This is a genomic window from Sphingomonas sp. PR090111-T3T-6A, from assembly GCF_000383095.1.
Taxonomy (GTDB): domain Bacteria; phylum Pseudomonadota; class Alphaproteobacteria; order Sphingomonadales; family Sphingomonadaceae; genus Solisphingomonas.
Genome location: NZ_AORL01000021.1, coordinates 443,124 through 456,166, shown reverse-complemented (window position 1 = coordinate 456,166; position 13,043 = coordinate 443,124). Strand labels below are relative to the sequence as shown.

At 66.2% G+C, this 13,043-nt stretch carries 10 protein-coding genes and 1 tRNA gene; 8 read left to right on the top strand and 3 right to left on the bottom strand.

The features are described 5' to 3' along the window. Positions 1–67: 67 nt before the first annotated feature. From ST3T6A_RS0112285 to ST3T6A_RS0112260, 6 genes are all read left to right on the top strand, one after another. Positions 68–2,569 (top strand): TonB-dependent receptor, encoded by a 2,502-nt coding sequence (locus ST3T6A_RS0112285; protein ID WP_019833231.1) that lies wholly within the window; start codon positions 68–70, stop codon positions 2,567–2,569. A 121-nt stretch (positions 2,570–2,690) separates the two neighbouring features. Then, positions 2,691–4,253, top strand: a complete 1,563-nt coding sequence (locus ST3T6A_RS0112280; RefSeq protein ID WP_019833230.1) for a tryptophan halogenase family protein — start codon at positions 2,691–2,693, stop codon at positions 4,251–4,253. A gap of 11 nt (positions 4,254–4,264) precedes the next feature. Then, positions 4,265–6,526, top strand: coding sequence for a beta-glucosidase family protein (locus ST3T6A_RS0112275; RefSeq protein ID WP_019833229.1), 2,262 nt, complete (start codon positions 4,265–4,267; stop codon positions 6,524–6,526). Between the two features lie 123 nt (positions 6,527–6,649). Then, positions 6,650–6,949: a hypothetical protein gene (locus ST3T6A_RS0112270; RefSeq protein ID WP_019833228.1), complete on the top strand. Its 300-nt coding sequence runs from the start codon at positions 6,650–6,652 to the stop codon at positions 6,947–6,949. 152 nt (positions 6,950–7,101) lie between these two features. Then, the gene (locus ST3T6A_RS0112265) at positions 7,102–8,829 is read left to right on the top strand and encodes a copper resistance system multicopper oxidase (RefSeq protein WP_019833227.1); all 1,728 of its coding nucleotides are present in this window, start codon (positions 7,102–7,104) and stop codon (positions 8,827–8,829) included. Further along, positions 8,826–9,890: a copper resistance protein B gene (locus tag ST3T6A_RS0112260; protein WP_019833226.1), complete on the top strand. Its 1,065-nt coding sequence runs from the start codon at positions 8,826–8,828 to the stop codon at positions 9,888–9,890. Before ST3T6A_RS0112265 ends, ST3T6A_RS0112260 begins: the two co-directional genes overlap by 4 nt. Here the strand turns inward: ST3T6A_RS0112260 and ST3T6A_RS0112255 are convergent. Then, positions 9,821–10,357 carry a glycosyltransferase gene (locus tag ST3T6A_RS0112255; protein WP_268869719.1) on the bottom strand — a complete coding sequence of 179 codons (537 nt, stop codon included), beginning with the start codon at positions 10,355–10,357 and terminating at the stop codon, positions 9,821–9,823. The genes ST3T6A_RS0112260 and ST3T6A_RS0112255 overlap by 70 nt on opposite strands. Positions 10,358–10,462: 105 nt before the next feature. Next, a tRNA-Arg gene (locus ST3T6A_RS0112250) sits at positions 10,463–10,539 on the bottom strand. Between the two features lie 82 nt (positions 10,540–10,621). On the opposite strand from ST3T6A_RS0112250, the gene ST3T6A_RS20075 reads away from it, so the two are divergent. Further along, positions 10,622–11,140, top strand: a complete 519-nt coding sequence (locus tag ST3T6A_RS20075; protein WP_019833225.1) for a hypothetical protein — start codon at positions 10,622–10,624, stop codon at positions 11,138–11,140. Positions 11,141–11,236: 96 nt separating this feature from the next. Continuing rightward, positions 11,237–12,397, top strand: coding sequence for an acyl-CoA desaturase (locus tag ST3T6A_RS0112240; protein ID WP_026359662.1), 1,161 nt, complete (start codon positions 11,237–11,239; stop codon positions 12,395–12,397). 38 nt (positions 12,398–12,435) lie between these two features. On the opposite strand, the gene ST3T6A_RS0112235 is transcribed toward ST3T6A_RS0112240, so the two are convergent. Next, positions 12,436–13,029: a peptidylprolyl isomerase gene (locus ST3T6A_RS0112235; protein ID WP_019833223.1), complete on the bottom strand. Its 594-nt coding sequence runs from the start codon at positions 13,027–13,029 to the stop codon at positions 12,436–12,438. Positions 13,030–13,043 lie beyond the last annotated feature (14 nt).

The following is a 13,043-nucleotide window of genomic DNA, read 5'->3' as shown; positions in this document are numbered from 1 at the left end:
CATCGTTGTCTGGTTCTGTTTGAAGGCGACCAAGCCCCATCAACTGGGCGATTTCTGGGAGGGATGCATGACCCGGCATATTCTTGCCGCAAGCACTGCGCTTGCGGCCACGCTCTTTGTTACCTCGACCGCTTTCGCGCAGGACAGCGCCCCCGCCACGCCCGCTCCGGCGGCCGACACCGGCCAGATCCAGGAAATCACCGTCACCGCGACCAAGCGTGAGACGAGCCTCCAGCGCACCCCGATCGCGATCTCGGTCTTTGGTCAGGACCAGCTCAACAAGCAGCAGGTCAAGGACGTGACCGGCCTGGCCGACTTCGTCCCCAGCCTCCACTTCTCGCAGCAGGGCGACCAGGCCGCGATCACGCTGACGATGCGCGGCATCGGCAATGACAGCGCTTACACCGAAGTCGCCGACCCGGAAGTCGCGATCTATGTTGACGGCATCTACTCGCCGCGCGCGCAGGGCGCCTCGGTGCTGATGTACGACATGGAGCGTGTCGAAGTGCTGCGCGGCCCGCAGGGCACGCTGTTCGGCCGCAATGCGACCGTCGGTGCGATCAGCCTCGTGTCGGCCAAGCCGCAGCTTGACGACTTCCATGCGAGCGTCGAGGCCGTGGGCGGCAGCTATAACCGCTTCGGCGTCCGCGGGATGATCAACGTCCCCGTCACCGACACCTTCGCCGTGCGCGCCGCGTTCGTCACCGATCGCCACGACGGCTACATCGACTATCAGACCCCGCCGGCCGGCGTGGGCATCAACCAGTCGGCCTTCGTCACGGGCGGCAAGAAATATTATGCGGGCGACCAGAAGTCGGCGCGCATCAGCGCGCTGTGGAAGCCGAACGATCGCTTCACCTGGAACCTGAGCGGCGAATATTACAAGGACACGGGCTCGCCCATCCTCTCGCTGATGCAGAACCCGCGCCCCGGCCAGAAGTTCTGGTCCGCGCTGGTCGACACCGCGCCGCAGCAGAACCGCTATTCGGTCGGCATCCGCTCGAACGCCAGCTATGATCTTACCGATCATATCCAGGTGGCGTACATCGCCGGCTGGTCGCGCGTGGGCGGCAGCGGCGATTCCGATGCGGACGCCGGCGCCTATCCGCCGTCGCTCAACACGGACGGCTCGATCAATCTCCCGAACGACCAGTTCGGCGAGAACCGCACCGTCTATTCGCGCTACGACTTCCAGAGCCATGAAATCCAACTGAAGTCGACCGGCAAGAACACCATCGACTGGATCCTCGGCGGCTATTACAGCCACGAGAAGAACCAGATCCGCTTCGACGTCGACCAGCGCAACGGCTATCGCGACGGCACCTTCAACTGGGCCGGCAGCTTCATCCAGGCGGACCGCGAGATCGACTCCCGCGCGGCGTTCGGCCAGGCCATCTGGCATGTGAACAACTGGATCAACCTGACCGGCGGCATCCGCTATACGTCCGACAAGAAGCAGGACGTCGGTGGCCGCAACGTGACCTTCGCCGGTTGCCCGACCGGCAACGACGCCTGCGCCGCTGCGATCAAGAACCTGCCGGGCATCTTCGGCCTCGGTGGTCATGAGAGCGCCCAGCAGCTCGTCGATCAGCTGAACGCGCAGACCGCCCAGTTCGGCAATCTCTGGGGCATCTCGAACAACGACGTGAAGGGCACGTGGGACAAGGTGACGTGGCTGGCTCGCGCCGACGCCAACATCACCGACACCACGCTGGTCTATGCGTCGGTCAGCACCGGCTTCAAGTCGGGCAACATCGAGGACGGCGGCCGCACCGCCAACCCCGAGACGCTGACGAACTATGAGGTCGGCTCGAAGATCCGCCTGTTCGGTAACCACGCCACGCTGAACCTCGCGGCCTATTACGAGGACTTCAAGGGCTATCAGGTCAACCAGGCGATCACGACCCGCGATGCCGATGGCAACATCACCGGCAGCCAGATCGTGACCACCAACGCGAAGGGTGCCAAGGCCTACGGCTTCGAAGCCGAGTTCAACGCCAACATCACCCGCGCCGATCGCGTCCAGCTCTCGGCGACCGTGCAGAAGACCAAGCTCGACGACCTGATCACGGTGGACAACCGTCTGTATCTGGCGCCAACCGGGGATCTTCCGCTCCAGGGTCTGGAGAACCTGAAGGGCAACGAGCTGGCGCACGCTCCGCGCTTCTCGATGACCGGCAGCTACGAGCATGACATCGATCTCGGCGACCATGGCACGCTGACCCCGCGCGCTACCGTGCATTACGAGACCCGCAGCTGGCTGAGCTACTTCAACGGCGACGATCCCTCGCGTTATGGCGGCCCGAACACCGATCCGAACCATGTCAGCGGGAACTTCGGCACCAGCTTCGACAAGCAGAAGGCCTATGCGAAGATCGATCTGAGCATGACCTATACGCCGGCGAGCAAGGCCTTCTCGGTCGAGGCGTTCGGCCAGAACGTCACGAACAAGAAGATCCGCACCAGCGCGGGCGTTGGTGGCGGCCCCAATGTCGGCCTCGCTCCGGTTTTCCTGTCGAACTACGAAGCGCCGGCGACCTGGGGGGTCCGGGTCAAGGCCAACTTCTGATCTAGCTTCCCCCACCCGGCTTGTATTTTGCCGGGTACTGCGGCCATCGTTCGTGATCGGACGATGGCCGCCATTTCTTTCCATGGATCCTCCGGCTCCTTTCAGCAGAGGCTGAAGACGCATGACGCAGAAGCGTATCGTGATCGTGGGAGGCGGAACGGCGGGCTGGCTCACCGCCGCCTATCTGTCCCGCAATCTGCCGGGGGCGGGCCAGCCGCACGGCTGGGCCATCACGCTCGTGGAATCTCCCGACATCGGTACGATCGGCGTCGGTGAGGGCAGCTTCCCGACATTGCGTTCGACGCTGGCCACGCTCGGCCGCAGCGAAGCCGAGTTCCTCCGTGCCAGCCACGCGACTTTCAAGCAGGGCGTGCGTTTCGTCGACTGGGCTGGCGGCCCCACACCGGGCTTAGGCGCCGACGATTATTTCCACCCCTTCAACCTGCCCTTTGGCGGCGATGCGCCGGGGCTTCTGCCCTTCTGGCTCGACAGCGCGTCCGACCCGGCTCGCCCGGCCTATGCCGATGCCGTCACCGCGCAGGAGCGCGTGATCCGCGCCGGCCGCGGCCCGAAGCGCGCGCAGGACCCCGATTTCGGCGGTCCGATGAATTATGCCTATCATTTCGATGCGGCGAAGCTGGCGGGTTTCCTCCGCGACGTCGCGATCTCGAACGGCGTCGAGCGGATCGAGGCCACGATCGCGACCGTCGATCGCACCCAGCAAGGCGACATCGCAGCCGTTCATCCTTCCGATGGGCGCCCCGCGATCGCCGGCGATTTCTTCGTCGACTGCTCGGGCTTCCGGGCGCTGCTGATCGGCGATACGCTCGGTGCTCGCTTCAAAAGCGTCGAGGACGTCCTGTTCAACGATCGCGCCATTGCGCTCCAGATCCCGCACGAGCGGCCGGACACGCCCGTCGCGCCCTATACGCTGGCGACGGCGCATGAGGGCGGATGGATCTGGGATATCGGCCTGATCGACCGCCGCGGCACCGGCTGCGTCTATTCGAGCCGCCATATGTCCGACGACGAGGCCGAGGCGGTGATCCGCCGTTATGCCGGCCCGGCCGGGAAAGGCCTCCAGACCCGACGGCTCCAGTTCCGCACCGGTTATCGCGAGCAGCAGTGGATCGGCAACTGCATGGCGATCGGGCTCTCCGCCGGCTTCTTCGAGCCGCTGGAGTCGACCGGTATCATGCTGATCGAGGTCGCCGCCCGCATGCTTGCCGAGATGCTGAGCGGCCCGGTCGAGCGCGCCGCGCTCGAAGGGGCTGCGCGCAACTTCAACCGCCAGATGCCCGCGCGCTTCGAGGCGATCGTGGAGTTCCTGAAGCTGCACTACGCCGTCAGCCGCCGGACCGACACCGCCTATTGGCGCGACAACGTCGACCCCGCCTCCTGGCCGGAAGGATTGCGCGACAAGATCGCCCAGTGGCGCCGCCGTCTGCCGTCGCGCTTCGACTTCGTGGTGGATCACGAGACCTTCCTGCCGCCGAGCTGGGCCTTCATCCTGCATGGTCTCGGCTTCGAGACGCAGGCGGGGGCTGGCGCCTTCGCCGCCTCCCCGCAAAACGGCGCGGATGCGCGCGCCGCCTTCGACCGGGTTCGGCAGGCGGGCATTCAGGCAGTCGATGCCCTGCCCGATCACCGCGCCCTGCTCGACCATTATCAACGACAGAACTGAGAGAGGCCTTCATGAGCGAGACCCGTTCCCCGACCCTGCGACGCATCCTGCTGGCGGGCGCCGCGCTCTCGCTGGCGGCGCCGGCTCTGGCGGCAGCACCTCAGACGTCTGCCAAGCCGTGGCTCAACCGCAAGCTCGGGGCCGAGGCGCGCGCCTCCGCGCTGGTCGCCGCGATGACCGAGGACGAGAAGCTCCAGCTCGTCCGCACCTGGTTTCCGCCGTTCGCGCAGGGCAAGCAGGGCGCGCCGACCGACATGATCCCGTCTGCCGGCCAGATGGTCGGCGTCCCGCGCCTCGGCATCCCGACGCTGCGTGAGAGCGACGCGAGCCTCGGCGTCGCCAACCAGGTCGAGCAGCGCAAGGGCGACGTCGCGACAGCGCTTCCGGCCGGTCTCGCAACGGCGGCGAGCTTCGATCCCGATGTCGCCTATGCGGGCGGCGCGATGATCGGCTCCGAGGCGCGGGCCAAGCGCTTCAACGTGTTGCTGGCGGGCGGCGTCAACCTGACGCGCGATCCGTGGGGCGGCCGCGATTTCGAATATCTCGGCGAAGACCCGCTGCTCGCCGGTGTGATCGACGGCGCGCACATCAAGGGCGTGCAGAGCAACCACATCATCTCCACGATCAAGCATTACGCTTTGAACTCGCAGGAGACCGGCCGCATGGTGGCCGATGCGAAGCTCGACTGGACGGCACTCCACGAAAGCGACCTGCTCGCCTTCAAGATCGCCATCGATCAGGGTCGTCCGAGTTCGGTGATGTGCGCCTATAATCTCGTCAACGGCGACTATGCCTGTGAGAACAAGGAGCTGCTGACCACCATCCTGCGCGGCGACTGGGGCTATAAGGGCTTCGTCATGTCCGATTGGGGCGCGGTGCACTCCACGGCGAAGGCAGCCAATGCCGGCCTCGATCAGGATAGCGGCGCCGAACTCGACAAGATGATCTATTTCGGCGCGCCGCTGAAGGAGGCGCTGGCGAAGGGCGAGGTCTCCAAGGCCCGTCTCGACGAGATGGCCAAGCGCGTGCTGACCGGGATCATCGAGACCGGCCTCTATGACGATCCGGCGCCCGCGACGAACCAGCCGATCGACTATGCCGCCCACGCGCTCGTCGCGCAGAAGGCGGCCGAGGAGGGCATCGTCCTGCTCCGCAACGAGGGCGAGATGCTCCCGCTCGCGGCGCAGGCGAAGCGGATCGTCGTGATCGGCGGCCATGCGGACGTCGGTGTACTCTCGGGCGGCGGCTCGTCGCAGGTGCGTTCGGTCGGCGGCGTGCCGGTCGAGATCCCGCTGAAGAGCGGCCCGGCGGCCTCCTTCGCGCGTACGACCTGGCATAGCTCGTCGCCGATGAAGGCGATCCAGGCGCTCGTGCCGGGTGCGGAGGTCACCTATGTCGACGGCTCCGATCCCGCGGCGGCCGCCGCCGCCAAGTCAGCGGACATCGCCCTCGTCTTCGCGACGCAGTGGCGCACCGAGGCGGAGGACATCCACAACCTCACGCTCCCGAACAATCAGGACGCACTGATCGACGCGGTCGCTGCGGCCAACCCGAAGACGGCCGTGGTGCTCGAGACCGGCGGGCCGGTGCTGATGCCGTGGCTCGCCAAGGTGCCGGCGGTGCTCGCCGCCTGGTATCCGGGCCAGCGTGGCGGCGAGGCGATTGCCAATATCCTGTTCGGCAAGGTCAATCCCTCTGGTCGCCTGCCGATCACCTTCCCCACGGCCGAGAAGCAGGCTCCCCGCTCTGCGCCCGTCAACCTCGCCGCGATCGAGGCGAACGACGCGGCTTCCAACGCCGGCAGTGCGGGTGCGCAGGCAGCGGTCTTCCCGATCGACTATCCGGAAGGCGCGAATGTCGGCTATCGCTGGTTCGAGGCGCAGAAGGAGAAGCCGCTCTTCCCGTTCGGCTATGGCCTGTCCTACACCCGCTTCGCCTACAAGAACCTCAAGGTGACCGGCGGCATGACGCTGACCGTCAGCTTCGACGTGGCCAACAGCGGTGCGCGCGCCGGTGCGGACGTGCCGCAGGTCTATGTCGCGGCCGACGGCCAGACCGCGCGCCTCGCGGCCTTCCAGCGCGTCGAACTGAAGCCGGGCGAGACACGCCATGTGACACTGGCCGCTGAGCGCCGCATCCTGTCGCGCTGGGACGACAAGGCGCGCGGCTGGCACCTCGTGGGTGGCCGCTACCACGTCGCCCTCGCTCGCGCGGCCGGCGATGCGGCGCTCACGGCCGATGCGACCATGACCGATCAGCGCTTCCGTCCCTGATCCCGGAGGCGGCGCGAGGACCATCACTCCTCGCGCCGCCAATCTCGGCCCGGCGGGCCTCCCGGTTGACTTCGCGCCCGATCCCTATAGGGCGGCGCGCCCGCCGAGGAACACCCCGCGAACATGACCGAGAACGCCGACCTGTCGAATATCCAGCTCAGCCTCGATCTCGGCGATCTCGACCCTCTGCTGGAGCGGATCGCCGGCGGGGAATCCCTGCTACGCGTCTGCCGGGACTTTCGGATGAGCTTCAAGGGCTTCCTGCGGCTGGCGGACGACGATCCGGCCTTCGCAGCCCGCCTTGAACAGGCGCGCGAACGCGGCATGGACGTCCTGCGCGAACGCCGCGAGGAGATAGACGGGGATGTCCTCAAGACGCTTAGCTGGATCGTGCGGCGACGGCTGGGCGCCTCAGCCGGCTAGCCCATGCTTGGCGGCAACGAATGCCCACCCTATCCGAGATATGATGCGGGGCGGAGGATCAAGAAACGAAAATCTCGATCGGCAACCCTTGACCTTCCCAACGTGGCAAGCCCCATCGGGTTCGCGGTGAAGGACGACAGGACCGGTTTTTGATGACTTCCAGCACGACACGCGCCCTCAATCCCCGGTGGATCATCGACCGGCGACGGCTGCTGCTCGGCGCCACCCTGGCTGGCGGCGCGGCGGCCTGGATGCCGGCATGGGCCGCGCGAATTTCTCCCGGCATCACGGGCGAACCGACCGTGCTTTCCGGCGAGGAGATCACCCTGCGCATCGCCCGCCAGACGATGCGGATCGATGGCCGTCCTTCGCGCGCCGTCGGCATCAACGGCTCTGCGCCCGCGCCGCTCATCCGCCTGCGCGAAGGGCAGAAAGTCCGCCTGCGCGTCATCAACGATCTCGACGAAGACAGCTCGATCCACTGGCATGGCTTGCTGGTGCCGGCGCAGTTCGATGGGGTGCCCGGCATCTCCTTCCCCGGCATCCGCGCACGATCCACTTTCGTGTACGAGTTCCCGATCCGGCAGGCCGGCACCTACTGGTATCACAGCCATTCTGGCTTTCAGGAGCAGCTCGGCCTTTACGGCCCGCTGGTGATCGATCCGGCCGGCGCCGAGCGAGCTCCCTTCGACCGCGAGCATGTCATCCTGCTCTCCGACCATAGCCATGAAGCGCCGGAGGCGATCTTCCGTCACCTCAAGCTGATGCCCGAATATTATAACCGGGAGCAGCAGACGCTCTCCGGCCTGCTGACGGGCAAGGACCAGCCCCTTGCCGAACGCCTGAAATGGGGCGGGATGCGGATGGAACCCACCGACATCGCCGATGTCACGGGGGCGGCCTACACTTATCTCGTCAACGGCCATGGCCCGCAGGATAACTGGACCGGGCTCTTCGAGCCCGGTGAGCGCGTCCGCCTGCGCATCATCAACGCTTCGTCGATGACGACCTTCAACCTGCGCATCCCCGGCCTGCCGATGACGGTGGTTCAGGCGGACGGGCAGGACGTTCATCCGGTCGAGGTCGACGAGTTCCAGATCGGCATCGCCGAAACCTATGACGCGATCGTCACGCCGCCGGACGATCGCGCCTACACGCTGATCGCCGAGAGCATCGACCGATCCGGCATGGCGCGGGCGACGCTCGCCCCGCGCGCGGGCATGACGGCGGAGGTGCCGCCGCTGCGGAAGCGCCCGCTGCTTTCCATGGCCGACATGGGCATGGGCTCTATGGACGGCGACATGAGCGATATGGGCGGCATGGACATGAGCATGCGCAATTTCGCCCATGCCCCACAGGTGAAGCGCGGCCCCGGCGTGCAGACGCTCGCCCCCATGCCCGTCGATCGGACGGGGGACCCCGGCGTGGGGCTCGCCGATGCCGGGCATCGCGTGCTCACCTATCGCGATCTGATGGCGTTCGATCGCAATCCCGATACCCGCGCCCCCTCCCGCTCGATCGAGATTCACCTGACCGGCAACATGGAACGCTTCATGTGGTCGTTCGACGGCAAGGCCATGTCGGACACGATGGAGCCTATCCCCTTCACGCAGGGCGAACGGGTGCGGGTGACGCTCATCAACGACACGATGATGGGCCACCCCATCCACCTCCACGGCCATTTCTTCGAGCTGGTGACGGGCCATGGCGATCATGCCCCGCGCAAGCATACGGTGCTGGTCCAGCCGGGCGGGACGCTGAGCTTCGATCTCACTGCCGATGCCCCCGGCGACTGGGCGTTCCATTGCCATCTGCTCTATCACATGACCGCCGGCATGATGCGCGTCGTGAGCGTCCGCTCCTCGGGAGACGCGGCATGAGCCGCCTCCGTCTGCTGCTCGGCGCGATCATGTCGGGCCTCGCCGCGCCCTGTATTGCGCAATCCATGCCGGGGATGCCTGGCATGGCCATGCCGAAGCCGGCGCCATCCAAGGCGCCGGTGCATGGTCGAAAGGCTCCACCCGCGAAGCCGGCGGCCAAGGCCGCGCCTCATCATGCGATGTCCCACGATCATGGCGGCATGAGCATGCCACCGCCACACGACATGTCGTCGATGCCGGGTATGGACATGTCCGAGCCCTCGGCACCCCGTGATATGACCGTGATGGACGGCATGACGATGACGGGCACCGCACTCCCCGCAGGCAACGCGCCGGCACCATCAGCACCGATGGATCATTATGCGGACCGTTTCTATGCTCCGGCCGACATGGAGCGCTCGCGCCATCAGATGATGCGGGAGGATGGCGGCGGGCTTCAGCATCAACTGCTCTTCAATATCGCGGAGATCCAGGCCCAGCAGGGACATGAAGGCTATCGCTGGGATGCAGAGGGCTTCGTCGGAGGCGACATCAACCGCCTCTGGATCAAGAGCGAAGGCGAAGGCCGGTTCCACAACGGCGTCGATCATGCCGAGGTGCAGGCGCTCTATGGGCGCGCCATCGGCCCCTATTACAACCTTCAACTCGGTGTGCGGCAGGATATCCGCCCCTCCCCCTCGCGAACCTATGCAGCGCTGGGTATCGAGGGCCTCTCCCCCTACAGGTTCGAGACGGAAGCCGCGCTGTTCGTCTCGACACGCGGCGACGTGCTGGGCCGGATCGAAGCGTTGTACGACCAGCGGATCACGCAGCGGCTCCTCCTCCAGCCTCGCGTCGAACTCAACCTCTCCGCTCAGGATGTGCCACAGGATCGCTATGGCGCGGGGCTGGTCGACGCCGAACTCGGTTTGAGGCTGCGTTATGAGGTCCGTCGGGAGTTTGCCCCCTATGTCGGCGTGAGTTGGGAGCGCAAGACGGGCAAAAGCGCCGACTATGCCCGTGCCGACGGCGACAAGATATCCTCGACGAGTTTCGTGGCAGGCGTGAGGGGCTGGTTTTGAGCCACGTCCGCGTCGCTTAGCCCAAGCGCGGCGAGGAACTCTCCGGCAATCCTGTCGGGGTCGAAGCGCCGCGCCGCCGCTCGCTGACCGTCGGGGTCGGGAGGGCAGATCAGTTGCCTCTCAATGGCAGCGGCGAGCGCGGCGGCGTCTCCGGTCGGCACGATCGTTCCGTGGCGACCGTTCATCAGGATTTCCCGCACCCCGTCCCCGCAATCGGTGCTGACGACCGCAAGCCCGGCATGAAGCGCCTCGATGAGAACGGTCGGCAATCCCTCCCGATCGGATGAGAGCGCCAGCAGGTCGGCCTGTTCCATGTGGTCGTATGGTGACGGCTGGAATCCGAGGAAGCGAATCTGTCGGCTCATGCCCAGCGCCTGCACATGCTCTTCGAGACATTTTCGTAGCGGGCCGTCGCCCAGAATATCGAGGTGCAAGTCCTTCCCGCGCATCCGGGTGAAGGCATCGATGATGAGGCAGTTCCGGGGGGCGATGGAGAGTGCGACCGCTTTAGCGCGCAGGCCGCCGTCCGATGAAGCTCATCGGGCGATAGGTACGCAGCGTATGTCGGAATTTGGCGCGCCCGGAACGATTCGAACGTCCGACCCTCAGATTCGTAGTCTGATGCTCTATCCAGCTGAGCTACGGGCGCGCTGCGAGGCGGGTCTCTATAAGGGGTTTCGCGAACGCGCAACCCCATTGCGACAAGAAATCCACGCCCCTAGACCGAAACCATGTCCAGCCCTTCCAAGCTCCGCGCGCGCGGCATCGCGATTCTGCCTCTCCTTCTGGCATCGGCCGCGTGTACCGGCCCGGAATCCGGCTATCCGTCGCTTGCGCCCCGGCCGATCGAATCCCTGTCGCTCGCCGAACCCGCGCGCCCCGCGGCTGCCCCGGCCATCGCCGATCCCAACGCATTGGCCAGCTATGCTCCGATCATCGCGCAGGCGCGCACCGACGACGCGACCTTCCAGGAAACCCTGAAGCGGGAGCGCGAGACACTCGAACGCGGCCGAGACGCGTCACGAGGCAGCGACGCGTGGACCGCCGCGCAGACATCCCTCTCCCGGATCGAGGCGGCACGGGCCCCCGTCGCGCGGGCGCTTTCCGATCTCGACGCGGCACGCAGCAGCGCTCCGACCGAAGAGAATACCGGTCAAGCCGTAGCCGCGAACCAGGCGTTCGAGCAGGTGCAGGCGCTCGATGAGGCGGAAACGACGGCGCTCTCGGGCCTCATGCCGCCCGGACGTTAAGCCGCTGCGGCCGTCTGCGGACGTGGTGGGCTTCCAGGCCCCCTGCACAAAAGGCATGAGGCTTGTTCATCGCGGATGCGCTATGGGGCCACCGCGATGAATCAATATCCCCTCCACAAAGCCCGCCATGACCACGACATCATCTACCCCTCAGCCATCCCTTTCCTCCTGATCCACCTCGCCTGCTTCGCCGCCTTCTGGACCGGCGTCAGCGTGCCCGCGCTGTGGCTGTGCTTCGGGCTCTACTGGCTGCGGATGTTCGGGGTGACGGCGGGCTATCACCGCTATTTCTCGCATCGCGCCTATACGACGAGCCGGGTCTTCCAGTTCGTGCTGGCCCTGATCGCGCAGAGCACCTTCCAGAAGAGCGTCCTCTGGTGGGCCGCGAAGCATCGCCACCACCACCAGCATTCCGACACAGACGCGGACGTGCACTCCCCGCGCCTGACCGGCTTCATCTACAGCCATCTCGGCTGGATCTTCGCGCGCCAGCACGACACCGCCGATCTCGATGTCGTGCCGGACCTCACCAAATATCCCGAGCTGCGCTGGCTCCATCGCCACGAATGGGTGCCCGGCATCGCGCTCGGTACGCTGTGCTGGCTGGTGGCGGGCTGGTCGGGCCTGGTGGTCGGCTTCGTGTGGAGCACGGTGCTCGTCTACCACGCGACCTTCTGCATCAACTCGCTCGCGCACGTCCGCGGCACGCAGCGCTATGTGACCGGCGACGATTCCCGCAACAACCCGATCCTCGCCATCCTCACCATGGGCGAAGGCTGGCACAACAACCATCACGCCTTCCAGAGCAGCGCCCGGCAGGGCTTCCGCTGGTGGGAGGTGGACCTCACCTTCTACATCCTGCGCGGACTGAGCATCGCGCGGATCGTCGACGGGTTGAAGCCGCCGCCCATCGCCGTGATCCGCAATGAGCAGCGGCTCGGCACCAAGATCATCGGCCGCTCCGCGACGCGGCTGGCCGAGCGCTACAACCCCGAACGGATCGCGCATTCGCTGCGCTCCGTGCTGCCGGACTATGAGCTGGCGGCGCTGCTCGAAGCGCTCGACCATGCGCATGAGCGGGTCGCCGCGCGCTGGGCGGAGGTGGCCTCGCATATGCCGAGCCGGGAGGACATGCTGGTCGAGGCGCGCAAGCTCTTCGCCAAGACGCCGTCGATGGAGGAGATTGTCGACCGCGCGCATCGCCTTGTGTTGCACGCCGTCGGCAAGCAGCTCGGCGCCAGCACGGCGGCCGCCTGACGCGATGCAGGAGGGGGCAGCGCTTCGCCCCCTCCGCCTCAGGGGAGGCGGCGTGCGGTCAATATCTTGATCGGGTGGGTCATCGACTGGCCCACCGTCTGCTTCGACCAGCCGCCCTTGTAGGTCGGCTGCGCCAGCATCTTTTTGACGAGCGGCATTCCGCTCACCACATGGCCAAAGGCCGCGTAGCCGGGGTCTTTCTTGCTGGCATCGAGATAGGTGCCGTCGCCCACCACGATGAAGAAATCCCCCATCGCCGTCCCCGGCGCGTCCCGTGCCATCGAGACGACACCGTCGAGATGGTGGATGCCGGTCTTGCTGGTCGGCTCATGGGCGATGGGCTTCAGCGATTTGCCCATGGAATTGTTGATGCCACCTTCGACGAAGCCTTCCTTCGTGTTCGGGGTGCCGCGCGCCGCCCGGTAGAAGCTGGTGTTGTCGAACAGCTTCCGGTCCACATAAGCGAGGAAATTATTGGAGGTGATCGGCGCGCGCTTCATCTCCAGCGCGATCACGATCGGCCCCTCCGTCGTGTCGATCTTCACCCGGACGGGCGGCGTCGGACGGGGTGTGGCGGCGGCCGGGAACGCCACCGCGAGCGCGAGGAGCGGGAGGAGAGATCGACGAATCATGGCACCGGAATGTC

Coding starts and splice junctions, on each gene's coding strand:
- ST3T6A_RS0112270 (WP_019833228.1), top strand. CDS start 6,650: ATGACCGAGAACGCCGACCTGTCGAATATCCAGCTCAGCCTCGATCTC.
- ST3T6A_RS0112235 (WP_019833223.1), bottom strand. CDS start 13,029: ATGATTCGTCGATCTCTCCTCCCGCTCCTCGCGCTCGCGGTGGCGTTC.
- ST3T6A_RS0112285 (WP_019833231.1), top strand. CDS start 68: ATGACCCGGCATATTCTTGCCGCAAGCACTGCGCTTGCGGCCACGCTC.
- ST3T6A_RS0112280 (WP_019833230.1), top strand. CDS start 2,691: ATGACGCAGAAGCGTATCGTGATCGTGGGAGGCGGAACGGCGGGCTGG.
- ST3T6A_RS0112265 (WP_019833227.1), top strand. CDS start 7,102: ATGACTTCCAGCACGACACGCGCCCTCAATCCCCGGTGGATCATCGAC.
- ST3T6A_RS0112260 (WP_019833226.1), top strand. CDS start 8,826: ATGAGCCGCCTCCGTCTGCTGCTCGGCGCGATCATGTCGGGCCTCGCC.
- ST3T6A_RS0112275 (WP_019833229.1), top strand. CDS start 4,265: ATGAGCGAGACCCGTTCCCCGACCCTGCGACGCATCCTGCTGGCGGGC.
- ST3T6A_RS20075 (WP_019833225.1), top strand. CDS start 10,622: ATGTCCAGCCCTTCCAAGCTCCGCGCGCGCGGCATCGCGATTCTGCCT.
- ST3T6A_RS0112240 (WP_026359662.1), top strand. CDS start 11,237: ATGAATCAATATCCCCTCCACAAAGCCCGCCATGACCACGACATCATC.